This window comes from Roseateles sp. (assembly GCF_052436255.1).
Taxonomy (GTDB): domain Bacteria; phylum Pseudomonadota; class Gammaproteobacteria; order Burkholderiales; family Burkholderiaceae_C; genus Pelomonas.
On the sequence record NZ_JBQVNP010000101.1, the window covers coordinates 1 to 18662 of the forward strand.

18 protein-coding genes are annotated in these 18662 nt (G+C 70.4%); 4 read left to right on the forward strand and 14 right to left on the reverse strand.

The annotated features are described in order from the left end of the window. The 4 genes from ACT6S0_RS19290 to ACT6S0_RS19305 form a co-directional block, all read right to left on the reverse strand. Positions 1 to 659, reverse strand: a 659-nt coding sequence (locus ACT6S0_RS19290) for a site-specific integrase (protein ID WP_444765411.1), incomplete at its 3' end; no start/stop codon positions are given. Continuing rightward, positions 656 to 1369, reverse strand: coding sequence for a DUF484 family protein (locus ACT6S0_RS19295; protein WP_444765412.1), 714 nt, complete (start codon positions 1367 to 1369; stop codon positions 656 to 658). The genes ACT6S0_RS19290 and ACT6S0_RS19295, both read right to left, overlap by 4 nt. Then, positions 1366 to 2205, reverse strand: a complete 840-nt coding sequence (dapF, locus tag ACT6S0_RS19300; RefSeq protein ID WP_444765413.1) for a diaminopimelate epimerase — start codon at positions 2203 to 2205, stop codon at positions 1366 to 1368. The genes ACT6S0_RS19295 and dapF overlap by 4 nt, the downstream gene beginning before the upstream one ends. A gap of 333 nt (positions 2206 to 2538) precedes the next feature. After that, positions 2539 to 3411 (reverse strand): lysophospholipid acyltransferase family protein, encoded by an 873-nt coding sequence (locus tag ACT6S0_RS19305; protein ID WP_444765414.1) that lies wholly within the window; start codon positions 3409 to 3411, stop codon positions 2539 to 2541. A 129-nt stretch (positions 3412 to 3540) separates the two neighbouring features. On the opposite strand from ACT6S0_RS19305, the gene metK reads away from it, so the two are divergent. Beyond that, complete coding sequence (gene metK / locus ACT6S0_RS19310) at positions 3541 to 4722, forward strand: methionine adenosyltransferase (RefSeq protein ID WP_444765415.1); 1182 nt, start codon at positions 3541 to 3543, stop codon at positions 4720 to 4722. 192 nt (positions 4723 to 4914) lie between these two features. Continuing rightward, the gene (locus ACT6S0_RS19315) at positions 4915 to 6456 is read left to right on the forward strand and encodes a methyl-accepting chemotaxis protein (protein ID WP_444765416.1); all 1542 of its coding nucleotides are present in this window, start codon (positions 4915 to 4917) and stop codon (positions 6454 to 6456) included. On the opposite strand, the gene glcF is transcribed toward ACT6S0_RS19315, so the two are convergent. The 6 genes from glcF to ACT6S0_RS19345 form a co-directional block, all read right to left on the reverse strand. Continuing rightward, positions 6453 to 7700 carry a glycolate oxidase subunit GlcF gene (glcF, locus tag ACT6S0_RS19320; RefSeq protein ID WP_444692087.1) on the reverse strand — a complete coding sequence of 416 codons (1248 nt, stop codon included), beginning with the start codon at positions 7698 to 7700 and terminating at the stop codon, positions 6453 to 6455. The two genes, ACT6S0_RS19315 and glcF, sit on opposite strands and share 4 nt — an antisense overlap. After that, on the reverse strand, positions 7700 to 9352 hold the full coding sequence (pgm, locus tag ACT6S0_RS19325; protein WP_444692086.1) for a phosphoglucomutase (alpha-D-glucose-1,6-bisphosphate-dependent): 1653 nt from the start codon (positions 9350 to 9352) through the stop codon (positions 7700 to 7702). The genes glcF and pgm overlap by 1 nt, the downstream gene beginning before the upstream one ends. Positions 9353 to 9366: 14 nt before the next feature. Continuing rightward, entirely contained in the window at positions 9367 to 10437 is a 1071-nt protein-coding gene (gene glcE, locus ACT6S0_RS19330; protein ID WP_444692085.1) for a glycolate oxidase subunit GlcE, read from the reverse strand. Continuing rightward, on the reverse strand, positions 10434 to 11912 hold the full coding sequence (locus ACT6S0_RS19335; protein ID WP_444765417.1) for an FAD-linked oxidase C-terminal domain-containing protein: 1479 nt from the start codon (positions 11910 to 11912) through the stop codon (positions 10434 to 10436). Before ACT6S0_RS19335 ends, glcE begins: the two co-directional genes overlap by 4 nt. After that, positions 11909 to 12694, reverse strand: a complete 786-nt coding sequence (locus ACT6S0_RS19340) for a PhaM family polyhydroxyalkanoate granule multifunctional regulatory protein (protein WP_444692083.1) — start codon at positions 12692 to 12694, stop codon at positions 11909 to 11911. The genes ACT6S0_RS19335 and ACT6S0_RS19340 overlap by 4 nt, the downstream gene beginning before the upstream one ends. Positions 12695 to 12843: 149 nt before the next feature. Further along, on the reverse strand, positions 12844 to 13293 hold the full coding sequence (locus tag ACT6S0_RS19345; protein ID WP_444692082.1) for a retropepsin-like aspartic protease family protein: 450 nt from the start codon (positions 13291 to 13293) through the stop codon (positions 12844 to 12846). Positions 13294 to 13398: 105 nt separating this feature from the next. Here ACT6S0_RS19345 and ACT6S0_RS19350 point away from each other — a divergent pair, with 105 nt between their 5' ends. After that, positions 13399 to 13875, forward strand: coding sequence for a DUF6265 family protein (locus tag ACT6S0_RS19350; RefSeq protein WP_444692081.1), 477 nt, complete (start codon positions 13399 to 13401; stop codon positions 13873 to 13875). A gap of 130 nt (positions 13876 to 14005) precedes the next feature. Continuing rightward, positions 14006 to 14797: a DUF6279 family lipoprotein gene (locus tag ACT6S0_RS19355; RefSeq protein WP_444692080.1), complete on the forward strand. Its 792-nt coding sequence runs from the start codon at positions 14006 to 14008 to the stop codon at positions 14795 to 14797. Between the two features lie 134 nt (positions 14798 to 14931). Here ACT6S0_RS19355 and ACT6S0_RS19360 read toward each other — a convergent pair whose 3' ends face one another. The 4 genes from ACT6S0_RS19360 to ACT6S0_RS19375 all read right to left on the reverse strand — a co-directional run. Continuing rightward, positions 14932 to 15810 carry an alpha/beta hydrolase gene (locus ACT6S0_RS19360; protein ID WP_444692079.1) on the reverse strand — a complete coding sequence of 293 codons (879 nt, stop codon included), beginning with the start codon at positions 15808 to 15810 and terminating at the stop codon, positions 14932 to 14934. A gap of 43 nt (positions 15811 to 15853) precedes the next feature. Further along, positions 15854 to 17071, reverse strand: a complete 1218-nt coding sequence (locus ACT6S0_RS19365) for an ABC transporter permease (protein ID WP_444692078.1) — start codon at positions 17069 to 17071, stop codon at positions 15854 to 15856. Then, positions 17071 to 18378 (reverse strand): ABC transporter permease, encoded by a 1308-nt coding sequence (locus ACT6S0_RS19370; RefSeq protein ID WP_444692077.1) that lies wholly within the window; start codon positions 18376 to 18378, stop codon positions 17071 to 17073. Before ACT6S0_RS19370 ends, ACT6S0_RS19365 begins: the two co-directional genes overlap by 1 nt. Then, positions 18378 to 18662 (reverse strand): TolC family protein (locus ACT6S0_RS19375; protein WP_444765418.1); only part of this gene is annotated, 285 nt, incomplete at its 5' end. The genes ACT6S0_RS19370 and ACT6S0_RS19375, both read right to left, overlap by 1 nt.

Genomic DNA, 18662 nt, shown 5'->3' on the forward strand with positions numbered 1-18662 from the left:
CCGACGAACAGCGCCACCTCGCCGGCCGCCGCGCGCTGCGGCCGCAGCACCAGCCAGGCGCGCAGCGCTTCGGCGGCGGCCTGGCCCAGCGGCGTGCTGCGGCGCTTGTCGCCCTTGCCCGTCACATGGACCTCGGCGGACTGCAGATCGACCCACCCCTGCGCCTGCCCGCTGGCCTGCACATCCAGGCCGACCAGCTCGGCAGCACGCAGGCCGGCGCCGTAGAGCAGCTCGACCATCGCGCGGTCGCGTGCCTCCAGCACCGGGTCGGCGGGCGCCTCGGGCGCATAAGCGGCCAGTTGCACGGCGTCGTCCACGCCCAGCGCCTTGGGCAGCGGCTTGGGCGCCTTGGGCGCTCGCAGGCCGTCGAAGGGGTTCAGCGCGACACGGCCCTGCAGCCCCAGCCAGCGGTAGGTGCTGCGCCAGACGGACAGCAGCAGCGCAATCGACTTCGGCCCCAGCCCTTCGCGGTGCAGCACGGCCGCCAGGCGGCGCGCCTGTGCAATGCTCAAGGCGCGCGCGTCGATGGCCGCTTCAGCCAGCAGCGCCTGCAGCCGCTCCAGGCCGTCGGTGTAGATGCGCAGCGTGCGCGGACTCAGGCGTTGCTGCACGCGGGCGTGCTGCAAAAAATCTTGAAAGTCCTGCGCCAGCTGGCTCATGCCGTGGCGAGCAAGCCGGCCAGCCCGGCGCTGGCGATCTCGCCGACGCGGGTCAGGAAGTCGGTGCCCATCTCGGCCGTGTAGCGCGTCGGGTCGGGCGAGCCCAGCACCAGCAGGCCGAAGGGCTTGTCCTGGTTGGCGCTGGGCTGGTGCAGCGGGATCAGCGCCAGCGAGGTCGCCGTGCCGCCGCTCTCGGACAGGCCCAGCCAGCGCGCCGCCTCGAAGCCCGAGTTCACGCCGCAATAGGGCTGGCTCAGGCTGGACGCGAAGCTCTTCACATCGGCGCTGACCGAGGCCGCGAACTCGCTGGCCTCGTGCTCGGGCTTGACGCCCCACAGGCGCAGGCCGGCCTGCGGGATCATGAACTGGTGGCGCAACTCGGCCAGCAGCACAAGCGGCAGCTCGGGCGTGCCGACGGCGCGCATGACGGCCAGCGTCCAGCGGTGCAGGCGGTCGGCAATCGCCACGTTGTCCTGGCCGTTGCGGATCATCTCGATCAGGCGCAGCTCCAGGCCCTTGATCTTGTCGCGCAGCATTTCGGCCTGGCGCTCCTGCAGCGACACGGCGCGCGCACCGTGCGGGTGCTGCAACTGCACGCTGGCCAGCAGCGCCGAATGCCGCTCGAAGAAACCGGGGGTCGCCGCCAGGTAGTTGGCGATGTCGGTCTCGGTGATGCCTTGCACCGCGTCAGCGGCCGGGTTGGAACTCACAGGTCGATTACTCCGTCAAAAACTTTCACCGCGGGCCCGGTCATCAGCACCGGTGATGTGCCGCCCGCCCATTCGATGCGCAGCAGGCCGCCGCGCGTCTGCACTTCCACCGCCGCATCCAGCCAGCCGGCACGGATGCCGGCGACGACGGCCGCGCAGGCGCCCGTACCGCAGGCCAGCGTCTCGCCGGCGTCGCGCTCGTAGACGCGCAGCGCGATGCGGTCGCGCCCCAGGATCTGCATGAAGCCGGCGTTGACGCCGCGCGCGAAGCGCGCATGGCGCTCGATCAGCGGACCCTGGGTCAGCACCGGCGCGGTCTCGACATCGGCCACGCGCTGCACCGCATGCGGGTTGCCCATGGAGACGACGGCCAGCTCCACACCCTCGACCGGCCACAGCTCGAAGCCGTTCTCGGCGCGCGCCTTGAGGCCGCTGGCGTCGAACGGCAGCGCCGCAGGTTGGAACTCCGGCGCACCCATGTTGACCGTCACGCGGCCATCGTCCTGCAGCGTGAGCGCCAGGCGGCGGTTCATCGTGTCGACCTGGATCTCGCGCTTGTCCGTCAGGCCGGCGTCCACCACGTAGCGCACGAAGCAGCGCGCGCCATTGCCGCAGTGCTCCACCTCGTCGCCGGTGTTGTTGAAGATGCGGTAGCGGAAGTCCGCGCCGGCGTCCTGGCTCGGCTCGATGACGAGGATCTGATCGCAGCCGACGCCGAAGCGCCGGTCGCCCAGCAGGCGCATCTGCGCCGCCGTCAGCGCAAGCGGCTCGCGGGTGGCATCGATGACGACGAAGTCATTGCCCGCGCCGTGCATCTTGGTGAAGCGCAATCTCATGGGTGGGGATTATCAGGGAGGGGCTGCAAGACCTTCTCTATGGCGGCGGCCCGTTCGGCCTCGCCGCCCTCGCCCTCGTGGCGGTAGACGATGTGCCCGTCCATGGTCGATCAGCCAGGCTGCCGGCCAGTAGCGGCTATTGAAAGCCTGCCAGACGCGGTAGCCGTTGGCCTGCACGACCGGGTAGCTCAGCCGCAGGCGCAGCCGGACCGACCAGGCCCGCAGCGCCCGCGCGATACGCTGGCCCATCCCGGGCACCGCGCCGCTGCCCGAGGGCGGCCCGCGCGAGGTCGCCTTCGCCAAGCCGGCCCGTCGGGCGATGTGCGCCCGCGTTCAGCGCGGCAAGGGAGCAGCGCCGATATCCAAGCCGCGCGGCTGCTTGTAGCGGTGGTAGCCCCACAGGTACTGGCCCGGCGCGCGCCGGATCACGCTTTCCATGGCCGCATTGACGCTGGCCGCCGCATCCTCGGCGGACGCGTCCTTGGCGATCTCGGGCGCTGGCAGCACATGCACGACAAAACCCTGCCCGCCTGGCAGCCGCTCGCCCCACAGCAGCAGCAGCGCCGCGCCGGTCTGCTGCACGAGGCGGGCCGCCAGCGTCATCGTGTAGGCGGGCTTGCCGAAGAAGGGCGCCCACACGCCCAGGCCGTCGGGCGGCACCTGGTCGGGCAGCAGGCCGATGACCTCGCCCTTGCGCAGTGCGCGGATCATCTGGCGCACGCCGGCCAGCGTCGCCGGCGCGGTGGCCAGGCCCGGCCGCTCGCGCGAGCCGGCCATGACCTCGCGCAGGCTGGCCTGGCGGGCCGGGCGGTAGAGCACGGTGATGGGCGCCTCGGGCGTCGTGAAGCGCTCGGCGATCGCCTGTGCGCAAATCTCGAAGCAGCCCATATGCGGCGTCATGACGATGAGGCCGCGCTTCTGTTCAAGCGCCGCGGCCAGCAGCTCGGCGCCGTCCCATTGCAGTTTGGACCCCAGCGGCCGGCGCTTGGTGGCGATCCACAGCCAGGGCAGCTCGGCGGCCATGCGCCCGGCCGCCGCCACGGCAGGCCGTGCCGCCGCCCAGGGCAGGCCCGCCTGGGACACATTCGCCTTGAAGCGCCGGCGGTAGGCGGGCGATGCCAGATAGACGATCCAGCCCAGCAGCGCCCCCAAAGCGTGCAAAAGCGCCAGCGGCAACCGGGACAACCAACGAAAGACCAGGCCCATGTTTTCTATACTTCGCGCATCGCCGAGTTACTGAACTACTTGCGGGGCGATTCATAAATCCCGCTAAAGCGTTCGCCGCACCTCCTGGAGCAACGGCGACGCCGCCAACCAAGCAACCGGAGTTTAAAAGTGGCCAACGATTTCCTCTTCACGTCTGAATCCGTCTCGGAAGGGCACCCCGACAAGGTGGCCGACCAGATCTCGGACGCCATCCTGGACGCCATCTTCGAGCAGGACCCGCGCAGCCGCGTGGCCGCCGAGACGCTGTGCAACACGGGCCTGGTGGTTCTCGCCGGCGAGATCACGACGAACGCCCACGTCGACTACATCCAGGTCGCGCGCGACACCATCAAGCGCATCGGCTACGACAACACCGAGTACGGCATCGACTACAAGGGCTGCGCCGTCCTCGTCGCCTACGACAAGCAGAGCAACGACATCGCCCAGGGTGTCGACCACGCCTCCGACGACCACCTCAACATCGGCGCGGGCGACCAGGGCCTGATGTTCGGCTATGCCTGCGACGAGACGCCCGAGCTGATGCCCGCGCCGATCTACTACGCCCACCGCCTGGTGGAGCGCCAGGCGCAGCTGCGCAAGGACGGCCGCCTGCCCTTCCTGCGCCCCGACGCCAAGAGCCAGGTGACGATGCGCTATGTGGACGGCAAGCCGCACAGCATCGACACGGTGGTGCTGTCGACCCAGCATGCGCCCGAGTACAGCTTGGGCGACCGCATGACGGACGAGTTCTACGAGGCCATTCGCGAAGAGCTGATCAAGCCCGTGCTGCCCAAGGCCTGGCTGACCGCCGACACCAAGTACCTGATCAACCCGACCGGCCGCTTCGTCGTCGGCGGCCCGCAGGGTGACTGCGGCCTGACCGGCCGCAAGATCATCGTCGACACCTACGGCGGTGCCTGCCCCCACGGCGGCGGCGCCTTCAGCGGCAAGGACCCGTCCAAGGTCGACCGCAGCGCCGCCTATGCGGCACGCTATGTCGCCAAGAACATCGTCGCGGCCGGCCTGGCGCGCCAGTGCCAGATCCAGGTCGCCTACGCCATCGGCGTGGCCCGGCCGATGAACGTGACCGTCTATACCGAGGGCACGGGCGTCATCCCCGACGAGCAGATCGCCAAGCTGGTGGGCGAGCACTTCGACCTGCGCCCCAAGGGCATCATCCAGATGCTCGATCTGCTGCGGCCGATCTATTCGAAGACGGCGGCCTATGGCCACTTCGGCCGCGAAGAGCCGGAGTTCACCTGGGAGCGGACGGACAAGGCGCAAGCCCTGCGTGCAGCGGCGCGGCTGTAGGGCCGGCGTTGCGACGCGGCCCAGTCGCCTCGGGGCCCAGCTTATATCGCGCAGCGATGCGAGCGAGGAAGACAACCGGTAACACCGCCTGCCTGGGCGGTGTTTTTCCTTGCATCGCCACATACACCGACCTGTAGAGTCAAAGCACCAGCTGGGTGCGTATAGCCCGGCATGAAAACACTGGAGGCGGTGATGAAGATGCAATCCCTTCGAATCGGGACGCGGCTGGCCCTCGGCTTTGGCCTGGTGCTGTTGCTGCTCGCGCTGGCGGTGGGCCTGAGCTGGCGGCAGATGGCCACCGTCGGGCCGCACATCGACCGGCTGATGGAACTGCAGCGCCAGCAAGACACCGCCCAGGACTGGCGCACCCAGACCCAGCTCAACGTGACCCGCACCGACGCCGTTGCGCGGGCGGGGGGCGCGGGCCCGGTGGCCGAGTTCTTCGCGCCCGTCATCAAGACGACCAGCGCCAAGATCAACGACCTGCAAGCAGCGCTGACCACCGCCGTCGACACCGAGCAGGGCAAGGCCACGCTCGCCGAGATCGGCGCGGCGCGCAAGACCTACATCGACATCCGCAACGGCGTGTTCGAGCAGCTCAAGGCCGGCGAAGCCGACGCCGCGCTGCAGACGCTGGAGGGCAAGATGCGCCCGGCCGCCGAGGCCTATGTCGCGACGATCAGCCGCATGGCCGACTACCAGGACGAGCGCGTGCGCGACGAAACGCGCGCCGTGCTGGAGGCGGCGCGGCGCACCCAGCTCGTCATGGTCACGCTGGCCGCCATCTGCCTGAGCCTGGGCGTGGCAGCCGCCTGGCTGATCACGCGCTCGGTCGTCCGCCCGCTGCGCGAGGCCATCCACGAGGCCGAGGAGGTCGGCCGGGGCGACCTCTCACGCGACATCCGCAGCATCGGCAACGACGAGACCGCCCAGCTCGCGCAGGCGCTGGCGCAGATGCAACAGGCGCTGCGCCACCTCGTCGGCTCGGTGCGAGAGAACGCCAATGGCGTCGCGACGGCCAGCTCCGAGATCTCGCTCGGCAGCAACGATCTGTCGGCCCGCACCGAAGAACAGGCCAGCGCCATCCAGCAGACCGCCGCGTCGATGGAAGAGCTGTCGGCCACCGTCAGGCTCAATGCCGACAACGCGGGCGAGGCCGACCAGCTGGCGCACGACGCCAGCGAGGTGGCGCGCCAGGGCGGCACGGTCGTCGGCGAGGCGGTGCAGCGCATGCGCGGCATCGAGGAGAGCTCGCGCAAGATCAGCGACATCATCGGCACCATCGACGCCATCGCCTTCCAGACCAACATCCTGGCGCTCAACGCGGCCGTCGAGGCGGCGCGAGCGGGCGAGCAGGGCCGCGGGTTCGCCGTCGTTGCCAGCGAGGTGCGCATGCTCGCCCAGCGCAGCGCCGACGCGGCCAAGGAGATCAAGGGCTTGATCGGCGTCAGCGTCGAGCGTGTCGAGCAGGGCGCCGTGCTGGTCAACCGCGCCGGCGAGACGATGGAGCAGGTCGTCACTGCCATCGGTCGCGTCGCCCAGATCGTGCGCGAGATCAGCTCGGCCAGCCGCGAGCAGAGCGCCGGCGTCAGCCAGGTCGGCCACGCGATCACGCAAATGGACCAGGCGACGCAGCAAAACGCCGCGCTGGTCGAGGAAAGCGCCGCGGCGGCTGAAAGCCTGAAGCATCAGGCGAGCGAGCTGGTGAAGCTCGTCTCAACCTTCAGAACCTAGGCGCTCACGCCGCGCAGGGCATCGTCGAGCACCTCCACCCAATGCCGCACCGGCGTCGCGGTGCCGCTTTGCAGGTGCTGGATGCAGCCGATATTGGCCGACACGATCTGCTCGGCCTGCAGCGGCGCCAGCGCGGCCAGCTTGCGGTCACGCAATTGCTTGGCCAGTTCGGGCTGCAGCACCGAGTAGGTGCCGGCCGAGCCACAGCACAGGTGGCTGTCGCCGGGCGCGCAGGCGATGCGGAACCCCAACTCGCGCAAAGCGCCCTCGACGCCGCCGCGCAGCTTCTGGCCGTGCTGCAGCGTGCACGGCGGGTGGTAGGCCAGGCTGCCGGGCTTGGCCTTCAGGCGGGACTTCAAGGCCGGCACCAGTTCGGGCAGCAGCTCGCTGAGGTCCTGGGTCATTTCGCTGATGCGGCGCGCCTTGTCGGCATAGGCCGGATCGTGGGCCAGCGCATGGGCATAGTCCTTGACCATCAGTCCACAGCCCGAGGCATTCATCACCAGGGCCTCGACCCGCTCGCCCCGGCCCGAGACCAGCGGCCACCAGGCGTCGATGTTGCGGCGCATGTCGTTGAGCGCCGCCTCGTGGTCGCCCAGATGCTCGCGGATCGCGCCACAGCAGCCGGCGCCGTCGGCGGCCACCGTCTGGATGCCGGCGGCGTCCAGCACACGCGCCGTCGCGCTGTTGATGTTGGGTGCCATGGCCGGCTGCACGCAGCCCAGCAGCAACGCGACCTTGCGATTGAGCTGGCGCGTCGGCCAGTCGTGGGCGGTCGCTGGCGGCCTGGCCGGCACCTTGTCCTTGAGCGCCGCCGGCACGAGCGGGCGCAGGGCCTGGCCGAGCTTCATCGCGGGCTTGAACAGCGGCGAGGTCAGGCCCTCCTTGAGCAGCCAGCGCACGGTCTTCTCGCCGGCCGGGCGCTCGACCTTCGCATCGACGACGCGCCGACCGATGTCGACCAGGCGGCCGTACTCCACGCCCGACGGACAGGTCGTCTCGCAGTTGCGGCAGGTCAGGCAGCGGTCCAGATGCAGCTGCGTCTTGCGCGTCGGCGTGTCACCTTCGAGCACCTGCTTGATCAGGTAGATGCGGCCCCGCGGGCCATCCAGCTCGTCGCCGAGCAGCTGGTAGGTCGGGCAGGTCGCGGTGCAAAAGCCGCAGTGCACGCAGCGCCGCAGAATGGCCTCGGCCTCGGTGCCGTCGCGGCTACCGGCGAATTCGGGGGCGAGGGTGGTTTGCATCAGCTCGCCAGTGACTTGTTGACGATCTCCTGCGCCTCCTGCAGCAGCACCTGCAGATGGGCCTCGTCGCGGAAGCTCTCGGCGTAGACCTTGTAGATGTCCTCCGTGCCCGACGGCCGCGCGGCGAACCAGCCGTTGGCGGTGGATACCTTGATGCCGCCGATGGCCGCGCCGTTCGCCGGTGCCACGCTGATGACCGCCTGGACCGCCTCGCCGGCCAGCGACGTGGCCGCGACATCGGCCGCCGTCAGCCTGGACAGCCGCGCTTTCTGCTCGCGCGTCGCCGCACCGTCGACGCGGTCGGCGTAGGGCCTGCCGTGGGTGGCGGCCAGCGACTCGAAATATTGGCTGGGGTCCTTGCCGGTGCGCGCAGTGATCTCGGCGGACAGCAGCGCGGCGGCGATGCCGTCCTTGTCGGTCGTCCAGACGCGGCCGTCGCGCTTCAGGAAGGATGCACCCGCGCTCTCCTCGCAACCCAAGCCCAGGCTGCCGCCGAGCAGGCCGGGCGAGAACCACTTGAAGCCGACCGGGGCGTCGAACAACGGCGCCCCCAGGGCGTGCGCGATGCGGTCGATCAAACCGGTGGTCACCACCGTCTTGCCGACGCCCACGCCTGCGCCCCAGGCGGGCCGATTGCGAAACAGGTAGTCCACTGCGACGCTGAGGTAGTTGTTGGGCGGCATGAGCCCACCGCTGGGCGTGACGATGCCGTGGCGGTCATGGTCGGTATCGCAGGCGAAGGCGACGTCGAACTTGTCGCGCAGCTTGCCCAGGCGCTGCATCGCATGGGGCGACGACGGGTCCATGCGGATCTTGCCGTCCCAGTCCAGCGACATGAAGGCAAAGCGCGCGTCCACCACGTCGCTGACCACGGTCAGCGACAGCTGGTAGCGCTCGGCGATGGCCGGCCAGTAGGCCACGCCCGCGCCGCCCAGCGGGTCCACGCCCAGGCGGATGCCCGCGGCGCGGATGGTGTCGAAGTCGATCACCTGCTCCAGCGCGGCGACGTACTGGGCCAGGTAGTCGTGCACATGCGTCGTTGCGGCCGCCAGCGCGCGCTCGGCGTCGGTGCGCTGCACGCCTTGCAGCAGGTGCTGCAGATAGGCGTTGGCACCCTGCTGAATGCCCGCCGTGATGTCGCTGTCCGCCGGGCCGCCGTGGGGCGGGTTGTACTTGAACCCGCCGTCGCGTGGCGGGTTGTGCGAGGGCGTGACGACGATGCCGTCCGCCCGCGCGCTGCCTGCCCTGCCCTGGTTGTATTCCAGGATCGCCAGCGACACCGCCGGCGTGGGCGTGAACTGCCCGGCGGGCGCCAGCATCACCTCGACGCCATTGGCCGCCAGCACTTCCAGCGCGCTCGTCACCGCGGGCGCCGACAGCGCGTGCGTGTCCGCGCCGAGGAACAGCGGGCCGGCGATGCCCTGCTGCTTGCGGTGGTCGCAGATGGCCTGCGTGATGGCCAGCACATGCCATTCGTTGAACGAGCCATCCAGCGCCGAGCCGCGATGGCCGGAGGTGCCGAAGGACACCTGCTGCTCGGGGCTGCTCGGGTCCGGCTGGCGCGAGTAGTAGGCCTCGCTCAGCGCATCCAGGTCGACGAGGCTGTCGGGCGGCGCCGGCTGGCCGGCCAGCGGGTGGAGTCGGGATGACATGGCGTGGTCCAGGTTCAGAGATTCGGGTAGAGGCGGCCGGGGTTGAAGACGCCGTGCGGGTCAAACGATGCCTTCAGCCGCTTGTGGATGGCCGCCAGCGGCGCGCTCAGCGGCGTGAAAGCGCCGCAGGCCTTGTCCAGCGCACGAAAGCACGTGGCATGCCCACCCACCGCGGCGGCGGCTTCGCGCACGCCGGCCGGTGGCAGCGGCGTGACGACCCAGCGCTCGGCGCCGCCCCATTCGATGAGCTGCTCACCATGCAGCTTCAACGCCGGCGTCGTGCTCGGCAGGGACAGCCGCCACAACCTCGCGCCACCCGAGACCGCGCGCTCGGCACCCATGAAGAACTCGTCGCTCTGGTCGCGCAGGCCGGTCCAGAAAGGCGCCGCCATGTCGGCCGGGATGGCGTCGCCGCCCAGCTTGGCGCAAGCCGCCTCGACGGCCGCCTGCGCGCCGGCCAGGCGCAACAGCAGCGCGCCGTCCCACCAGGCGCTGGCCTCGATGGGCAGGGGCTCGCCACCCCAGCGGTTGATCGCCATCAGCGCGGCGGCCTGGTCGAACTCGAAGCGCAGCGTCGCCGTCGCAGCGGGCAGCGGCAGCACCTTCAGCGTGACCTCGGTGATCAGGCCCAGCACGCCCAGCGAGCCGGCCAGCAAACGGCTGACGTCGAAGCCGGCGACGTTCTTCATGACCGTGCCGCCAAAGCTCAGCAGCTCGCCCTTGCCGTTGATGATCACCGCGCCGAGCAGGTGGTCGCGCACGGAACCTAAAGCGGCGCGCGACGGACCCGACAGCCCGGCCGCCACCATGCCGCCCACCGTGCCACGACGACCGAAGCGCGGCGGCTCGAAGGCCAGGCGCTGGCGGTTCGCGGCCAGCGCAGTCTCGACGTCAGCCAGCGGCGTGCCGGCCAGCGCGCTGATGTAGAGCTCGCTCGGCTCATAGGCCGTGATGCCGTTCAGCGCCAACGTCGACAGCGGCTCGCCTTGCGGCGCCTCGCCATAGAAATCCTTGCTGCCGTGGCCGGTGATGCGCAGCGGCGTGCGTGCCTCCCGGAGCTGCGCCTGCAATGCGTCGAACTTCAAAACCGCTCCAGCTCAGGAAACGCCAGCAACCCCCGCCTCACATGCATGCGCCCGTACTCCGCGCAGCGCGACAGCGAGGGGATCTGCTTGCCCGGGTTCAGCGTGCCGGCCGGGTCGAAGGCGGCCTTCAAGGCCAGCATCTGCTCAAGCTCCTCGGCGCTGAACTGCACGCACATCGAGTTGAGCTTCTCCACGCCCACGCCATGCTCGCCCGTGACCGTGCCGCCCAGGGCCACGCTGCGCTCCAGGATCTCGGCGCCGAACTGTTCGCAGCGGTGCAGCTGGTCGGCGTCGTTGGCGTCGAACAGGATCAGGGGGTGCAGGTTGCCGTCGCCGGCATGGAAGACATTGGCGCAGCGCAGCCCATACTTGATTTCCATCTGCTGGATGTCGAGCAGGATGGTGGCCAGGTGCTTGCGCGGGATGGTGGAGTCCATGCACATGTAGTCGGGGCTGATGCGGCCGCTCGCCGGGAAGGCGTTCTTGCGGCCGCTCCAGAACTTCAGGCGCTGGGCCTCGTCGGCGCTGACCTGCACGGCGGTGGCACCGCTGCCCAGCAGCACGGCCTCCATGCGGGCGACCTCCTCGGCCACTTCCTCGGGCGTGCCGTCGCTCTCGCACAGCAGGATGGCCTCGGCGCTCAGGTCGTAGCCGGCGTGCACGAAGTCCTCGACGGCGGCCGTCATCGGCTTGTCCATCATCTCCAGGCCCGCCGGGATGATGCCGGCCGCAATGATGGCCGCCACCGCGTCGCCGGCTTTGCGCACGTCGTCGAAGCTGGCCATGATGCAGCGCGCCAGTTGGGGCCTGGGGACCAGCTTGACGGTGACCTCGGTGACGACGGCCAGCATGCCTTCGCTGCCGATGACCAGGGCAAGCAGGTCCAGGCCGGCCGCATCGAGCGCCTCGCTGCCGAACTCGACGGCCTCGCCCTCGGCCGTGAAGCCACGCACGCGCAGCACGTTGTGCAGCGTCAGGCCGTATTTGAGGCAGTGAACGCCGCCGGAGTTTTCGGCGATGTTGCCGCCAATCGTGCAGGCAATCTGGCTGCTGGGGTCGGGCGCGTAGTACAGGCCGTGTGCCGCAGCGGCCTCGCTGATGGCGAGGTTGCGCACGCCGCATTGCACGCGTGCGGTGCGGGCCAGCGGGTCGATGGACAGGAACTTGTTGAACTTGGCCAGCGCCAGCGTGACGCCGAGTTCGTGCGGCATCGCGCCGCCCGACAGGCCGGTGCCGGCGCCGCGCGCGACGACGGGCACGGCCAGCCGGTGGCAGGCCTTGAGCACGGCGGCCACCTGGGCCTCGGTCTCGGGCAGGGCGACCGCCAGCGGGCGCTGGCGATAGGCGGTCAGGCCGTCGCACTCATAGGGCGTGGTCTGCTCGGCCTGGTGCAGCAGCGCATGTGCCGGCAGCAGCGGGGCCAGCGCGGCGATGACAGCGGCGCGGCGGGTGGCGAGGTCGTTGGGGGAGTTCAAGTCTTGCGGCGGGTGGCGGTCGGGCGCGGCTTGGCGGTCTTGCTCGCCACTTTGGCTGCCGGCTTGCTGGCGGCCCTGGCGGCCGGAGTGGGCGCTGCGCCCGCCAGACCCTTGGCAACGCCGCCCACCACCGCGCCCGGCACGCTGGCCGCGCGCTTGAGGGTGTCGCTGGCGGCGTCGAAGCTCTGCTTGACCAGGGTGCCGGCCAGGTTCTTGGCCGCGTCGGTGGCGGTGTCCTTCATGGCCGAGGTGGCGAGCTGCGTGAACTGCTGGCTCAGCGCGGTCCACCATTGCGTCGGGTCGACCGCCGCGGCCGGGTTGTCGGACATGGCCTTGGCTGCGTTGCCCGCCGTCTTCACGGTCTTGCTGGCCACCTTGGCGGCGGTCCTGACCGTGCCGCTGGCCGTCTTCGCGGCCACCTGGGCCGCCGGCGCGGCAGCGGCCATCAGCTCGGCCGGGATGCCGGGCCAGGACGTGCCGTCGCCGGTGGGCAGCTTGAGGCTTTCGCGCAGCTCGGCCAGCGGCACGTTCATGGTCTGCAGCGTCGACAGCGTCATGCGCTGCACCTCCAGCGCCTGGATGGTCGCGGCCAGCATGCGCGCGTTCTGCTCCAGCCAGAACTGCACGGTGCGCAGCTCCTCGATGCGCTTGGCCAGCTCTTCGGGGTTGAGCGTCGGCGCCACCCACTGGCCAATGCCGGGCAGGGCCGAGCCGGCATTCTTGACCAGGCCCTGCAGGAACTCGAAACCGGGCACGAACTTGGTGAAGCTGTTGTCGGTCATGGTGTGTCTCCTGCTTTGATCCTACTTCGCGGGCAGCAAGCGCTCGCCGGTAAAACCCTGGTCGGCCACAAGCCTGGGCAGGGCGGGCCGAGGCCGGCAGGCGGCGCGGGCGCTGCCGACCAACGGCAACCCGACGAGCGATGCACGGGTCACGGTTCGGGCGTGATGCGGAGTTCGCCCGGCTTCTGGCTGAAGTGCAGGCGGCCCAGCACGTCCATGCCCAGCAGCGGCGCGGCCAGGTCGGGCAACACGGTCACCATCAGCCTGTCGGCCCGCACACCGCCCTCCAGCACCACGTCGGCGCGTGCGACGAAGCCGCGCGTGGCGCCCGCCGCCGTCTGCGCGCGCACGGCGCCCAGCGGCTTGAGCCCGGCGCGCTCGGCCAGGCCTTGCGGCAGGGCGGTGGCGGTCGCACCGGTATCGACCAGGAAGTCCACCTCGATGCCATTGACCCGGCCGGGCCAGTGAAAGTGGCCGTCCCCGGCGCGCGTCAGCACGATGGCCTCGCCGGCCAGCTGGAAGCGGCTGGCCTCGCGCTGGCGTTCCCAGGCCTTGATACCCAGAAAGATCCCCAGGCCGACGAGCAGCCAGATGGTCACCAGCTTCAGTGAGTGAGGGAGTTCCTTTTGCGACACGGGCAGGAAAACGATGGGGCAGGGTTTGCGCGGCCGCACACGATAACCGGCCCCAGCAGAATGCTCGCCATGAAGGCCATCTCCGCGCTCCTGCCTGTCCTGCTCGCAGCCGCCGGCACCACCGCCCAGGCCGACCCCTTCGCCCCGGTCGCCTGGATGGCCGGGTGCTGGGAGCGCCAGGGCCCCGATGGCAGCATGGCGGGGTCGGTCGAGCAGTGGATGGCGCCGGCCGGCGGGCTGATGCTGGGCATGGCGCGCACGCTGAAGAACGGCCGCGCCATCGAGTTCGAGTTCATGCAGATCCGCGCCGACGCGGACGGCCGGCTCATCTACATCGCCCAACCCCAGGGGCGGCCGCCGACCAGCTTCAAGCTGCTGAGCAGCGGTGATGCCCAGGCCGTGTTCGAGAACGCGGCACACGACTTCCCGCAGCGGGTCATCTACCGCCTGGCCGCGCCCGACCAGCTGGCCGCGCGCATCGAAGGTCTGCGCCAGGGCCAGCCGCGCGGCATCGACTTCGCGATGCGGCGTGCGCCCTGCCCCTGACCCCCCGGCCGTGCGCCGCTGCAGCGGCGCCATGTCCTACCGGACGATCAGGCCATCTCCGCACCGCTATGTTGTGGCGGCCTTGTCACCATGCCGCATGCACGTGCTGAAACGGTTCACCGCTCTCCTCTTGGCCATCTTGTTGCTCGGCCTGGTCGGCTGCTCCAGCCTGTCGCTGGCCTACAACCAGCTGCCGCTGCTCGGCGGCCTGTGGGCTGACAGGTATCTGGACCTGGACAGCGGCCAGAAGGCCCGTCTCAAGGACAGGCTGCAGGCCTGGCAGGCCTGGCACCGGCGCGAGGAACTGCCGCAGTGGCAGGCCTTGCTGCGCCAGGCCCAGGCAGCGCTGGAGGGCGGCATCACGCCGCAGGAACTGCTGGCCCTGGAGCGGGGTGCCCGCGCCAGCGCCGAGCGCAGCCTGCAGCGCGCGGCGCCCCTGGCCGCGCCGCTGCTGGCCGAGCTCAGGCCCGAGCAGTGGCAGCACCTGCAGAAGACGCTCGACGAGAAGACGGCCGAATGGCGCGAGAAGCAGACCGGCGACGGCGCCGCGGACGAGCGTGGCAAGCGCTACACCAAGAACCTGGAGCGCTGGCTGGGCGACCTGGACCGCCCGACCGGCCGGCAGGCCCGTGCAGACGCAGCGGCCTGGCGCTTCGACATGGCGGCCATGGCGCAGGGCCGCGCCACGCGCCAGGCGCGCACCGTGGAGGCGCTGCGGGCCTGGTCGAGCCAGGACCTGGCCGGCGGCACGGCGGCGCTGATGCGCAACATGCAGCCGCTGCCGGTCGAACAGCCCTACCGCGATGAAGTGATGGCCAGCGTGCTGAAGCTGCTCAACGGCCTGGACGAGCAACAGCGCGAACGGGTTCGCATGCACTGGGCCAAGTGGGCTGCCGAGCTGCGCAGCCTGCAGGCCGGCTAGGGTGTCGACGGGTGCCTTACTTTCCCATCAGGTGATTTGGTTCGTCGCTGCCTTCCACGAGGGCCAGCACCTGCAAGAAGGGCCCGGCCCTGGGGAGCTGCATCGACACCCGCAGCAGCGCCGCGCCGGAACAGTCAGGACGGTTCGAGCCCGAACAGGTCGGCCAGCGCCTGACGGTACTGCGCCTGGCCGACGGCGTTGGTGTTGTGGTGGGAGCCACCCTCCACCAGCACGAAGCGCTTGGGCTCGCGGGCACGCTCGTACAGCCCCTGGCCGAGCCGGTAGGGGATCAGGTTGTCGCGGCTGCCATGCACCACCAGCAGCGGCGAGCCCACCTGGGCCACCCGCGCGGCGGCGTCGAAGCGCTGCGTGATCAACGGCGACACCGGCAGCCAGCCCCAGCGGAAGCTGCCGACGACGTCGGGGATGGACGTGAAGCTGCCTTCGACGATGAGGCCACGCTCGTCGCCGACCTCGCTGGCCAGCTGCACGGCGATGGCGCCGCCCAGCGAGTGGCCGAAGATGAAGCGGCGCTTGTCGCGGTGTTGGCCTGCCAGCCAGTCCCAGGCGGCGCGGGCGTCCTCGGCGGCCATGGCCTCGGACGGCAGGCCCGCCGTGCTGCGGCCGAAGCCGCGGTAGTCCACGCCCAGCACCGAGAAGCCCAACTCATGCATGCGGCGCATGCGCGGCGCGCTGCCGCGCACGTCGTAGCGCGCGCCATGCAGATACAGCAGCACCGGCGCGTTGGGGTCGGCCTGGGGCAGCCACAGGCCGTGCAGGCGCACGGCGGCGCCGCGCGATTCGTCGATGCGGCTCTGGAAGTCGATCCAGACGTCATCCATGCCCTGGGCCGCGGCCAGGCCGCCGCCCCAGGTGCGGTCGCCCGGCTGGAAGATCCAGCCGCGCTGGCTCTCGTCGAGCGTGGTGCAGCCCACCTGCAGGGCGAGCGTCGCGGCGGCCAGCAGCGCCAGGCCCACCAGGCGCGAGCGGCGGAAGAACGGTTTCAACGGCATGCGCGCATGCTGCCAGTTTGCGAAAAACCGCTCCAGCGTGGGCCTAACTCCGCAGCGCCGCGACAGGCGACAGCCGCGCCGCGCGCCGCGCCGGCACCCACACGGCCAGCTGCCCCAGCAGCCACAGCGACACGGCCCCGGCCGGCAGATACAGCCAGGGCAGGCGCGGCAGCTCGTAGCTCTGCATCAGCAGCTGGCTCAGGGCCACGGCGCCGCCCAGGCCGATGAGGATGCCGGTGCTCGTCAGCAGCAGGTTCTCGAGCTGGAAATAGCGCAGGATCTGCTGCTGCGTGGCGCCCAAAGCGCGGCGCGTGCCGATCATGCGGGTGCGCTGCTGCACCCAGAAGCTGGCCAGGCCGACGATGCCCATGGCCGTGACCAGCAGCAGGGCCACGCAGACGCCGCCCATCAACCAGGCCATCGCGCGGTCCTGGGCGTAGAAGGCCGCGCGCATCTCGGTCAGCGGCCGGGCCTGGGTGACGACGCGACCCTTGTTGCCTTCCTCCAGCACGGCGGTCGCGGCCTTGATCTGCGCGTCCAGCTGGCCCGGTTCGGCACGGATGATGTAGGAGCCGCCGCCGCGCAGCGGCAGGATCATCGCGGCGCCACCGCCGTCGCCGCGGGCGCGGTGCAGCTGCGTGTGCGTCAGCGTGTCGAGGACACCGATGATGGTCGAGGGCGAACGGCCGAAGATGTAGACCGTCTGGCCCACCGCCGAGCGGCCCGGGAACAGCTTGTCGGCCATCACCTTGTTGATGATCAGTTGGCCGATGCGGGGGTCGGAGACGCTGAAGGCCTGGAAGCTGTCGAGCACCTCCTCGGCCGTGAAGTTGCGGCCTTCCAGCAGCTTCAGTCCGAAGGTCGGCAGCATCTGGTCGTCGGCCGCGTACTGCGCGGCGGAGATGCGCTGCCCGCGGTTGTCGGGCTCGAGCGAGACGCCGCTGTTGTTGCTGTTGTTGCCATAGACGATCTGGTTGGCCACCGTGGCTGCCTTGATGCCTGGCAGCGCACGCAGCCGCGCCAGGTCCTCGGCCACGATGCCGGCGGTGCGCTCGGGCGGCTGGGGCCGGCTGCCGCGCAGGTTCAGCACCGCGATCTCGGTCTCGGCCAGGCCGCTGTCGGCATTCAGCGCCTCGATGCGGGTCTGGATGAGGTGCAGCGCGTTGGTGACGATGGCGCAGGTCAGCGCCACCTCCAGCACGATGAGGCCGGCCGCGATCTTGTGGCGGCGCAGCGTCGAAAGAATGGGAAGGAAGTCCATCACGACACCTTGAGTTGAACGGCCGGTGTGACCAGGGCCGCGCGCCAGGCCGGCAGCAGGCCGGCGAGCAGGCTGGCCAGCAGCGACAGGCCCAGCGTCAGCGCCAGCATGCTGGCGTCCAGCTCGGCCAGGCGGGCATAGTCGTTGGGGCTTTGGCGCACCAGCCACAGGCCGCCCTGCGCGAACAGCAGGCCCAGCAGCGCGCCGGCCAGGCCGAGCACGCCGGCCTCGACGACGAACTGCTGGAAGATGTCGCCGCGCGTGGCGCCCAGCGCGCGGCGCACGCCGATCTCGCCGCTGCGGCGCAGCGTCTTGGCCAGCAGCAGGCCCACCATGTTGACGACACAGACCGCCAGGAAGCCAAAGGCCAGCCAGGTCTGCAGGCGCACGTCGGCGGGCAGCACCTTCTGCGCGCCCAGCCATTCCATGACGTTGCGCAGCCGCACATTGGTCGGGCGCTCGAAGCGGCCGGCCGCGCGCTGGGCGTCGGAGTAGGCGACGAGGTAGGCGCGGTAGGCGGCGGCGTCCTCGGGCTTCTCGAACTCGACCCAGTACTGGATCCACGAGCAGCTCGCATTCAAGTCGAGCGAGGTGCCGCCGTTGGCGCCGCGGCCCCAGCAGTTCATGTTGCCCCAGTGGCCCATCTTGAGCGCCATCGCGGTCGAGAACGGCAGGAAGAAGTCTTCGGTCTCGCTGTAGCTGCCCAGCGTCAGGTCCCAGAAGTGCGGCTGCACCTTCCAGGGCTTCAACACGCCGACGATGCGCAGCGGCTGGCCGCGCACGATCACCTCGCGCCCGACGCTGTTGGCGCCGCCGAACAGCTTCTCGTTGAGCGACGCCGAGATGACGGCCACGCGCGCCTCGGACTCGTCATCCGCGGCACTCCAGCCGCCGCCGTGCTGCCAGGGCGCGTCGAACATGGCGAAGAAGTCGGCCGACGTGTAGCGCACGCTGGAGAAGATCGGCTTGGTGTCGCCCTCGGGCAGGCCGACCGCGGTATTGAAGCCGCTGGACATGGATTGGCGCATGGCCTTCCTGTCGCGCAGCAGCGCTGTCGCGTCGAAGCGGCTCAGGTCGAAGGTCGGCTCGTCACCCGCCTTCCAGCCCACCATGTCGGACGCGTCCAGCTGCACATTGAACAGCCGCGCGCTCTTGTGCGGGATCGGGTCGCCGGACAGCACGTGATAGACGGTCAGCGTCGTCATGCAGGCGCCGATGCCCAGGGCCAGCGCCAGCACCATCAAGGCGCTGAGGCCCTTGGACGAGAGGATGTTGCGCCAGGCGAGTTCAAGGTAATGCAGAAACATCAGCGTGTCTCCAGAAGAGCGTTGACGGCGGCCAGTTCGGCGTCGCCGAGCGAGCCGGCTGCCTGGTGCAGGGCCAGCAGGGCCAGCACATGGCGGTGGCGGGCCTGGGTCTGCGCGTTCTGCGCGCCGGCCAGGGTCTGGATGGCGAGCAGCAGGTCGGTGGTACTGCGGGTGCCCAGCGTGAGACCGGTGCGGGTCGCGTCCAGCGCGCGCTGGGCGGCCTCGACGGCGGCCTGGGTCGAGCGCAGCTGGGTCGCGCCCTGGCCGACGGCCAGGTGCTGGGC

What these genes read in the sequence shown, in the direction of transcription:
- ACT6S0_RS19370 (WP_444692077.1), bottom strand. Translation starts at nt 18,378, where the DNA reads ATGTTTCTGCATTACCTTGAACTCGCCTGGCGCAACATCCTCTCGTCC.
- glcF (WP_444692087.1), bottom strand. Translation starts at nt 7,700, where the DNA reads ATGCAAACCACCCTCGCCCCCGAATTCGCCGGTAGCCGCGACGGCACC.
- ACT6S0_RS19350 (WP_444692081.1), top strand. Translation starts at nt 13,399, where the DNA reads ATGAAGGCCATCTCCGCGCTCCTGCCTGTCCTGCTCGCAGCCGCCGGC.
- ACT6S0_RS19305 (WP_444765414.1), bottom strand. Translation starts at nt 3,411, where the DNA reads ATGGGCCTGGTCTTTCGTTGGTTGTCCCGGTTGCCGCTGGCGCTTTTG.
- ACT6S0_RS19365 (WP_444692078.1), bottom strand. Translation starts at nt 17,071, where the DNA reads ATGGACTTCCTTCCCATTCTTTCGACGCTGCGCCGCCACAAGATCGCG.
- dapF (WP_444765413.1), bottom strand. Translation starts at nt 2,205, where the DNA reads ATGAGATTGCGCTTCACCAAGATGCACGGCGCGGGCAATGACTTCGTC.
- ACT6S0_RS19340 (WP_444692083.1), bottom strand. Translation starts at nt 12,694, where the DNA reads ATGACCGACAACAGCTTCACCAAGTTCGTGCCCGGTTTCGAGTTCCTG.
- ACT6S0_RS19315 (WP_444765416.1), top strand. Translation starts at nt 4,915, where the DNA reads ATGAAGATGCAATCCCTTCGAATCGGGACGCGGCTGGCCCTCGGCTTT.
- ACT6S0_RS19360 (WP_444692079.1), bottom strand. Translation starts at nt 15,810, where the DNA reads ATGCCGTTGAAACCGTTCTTCCGCCGCTCGCGCCTGGTGGGCCTGGCG.
- pgm (WP_444692086.1), bottom strand. Translation starts at nt 9,352, where the DNA reads ATGTCATCCCGACTCCACCCGCTGGCCGGCCAGCCGGCGCCGCCCGAC.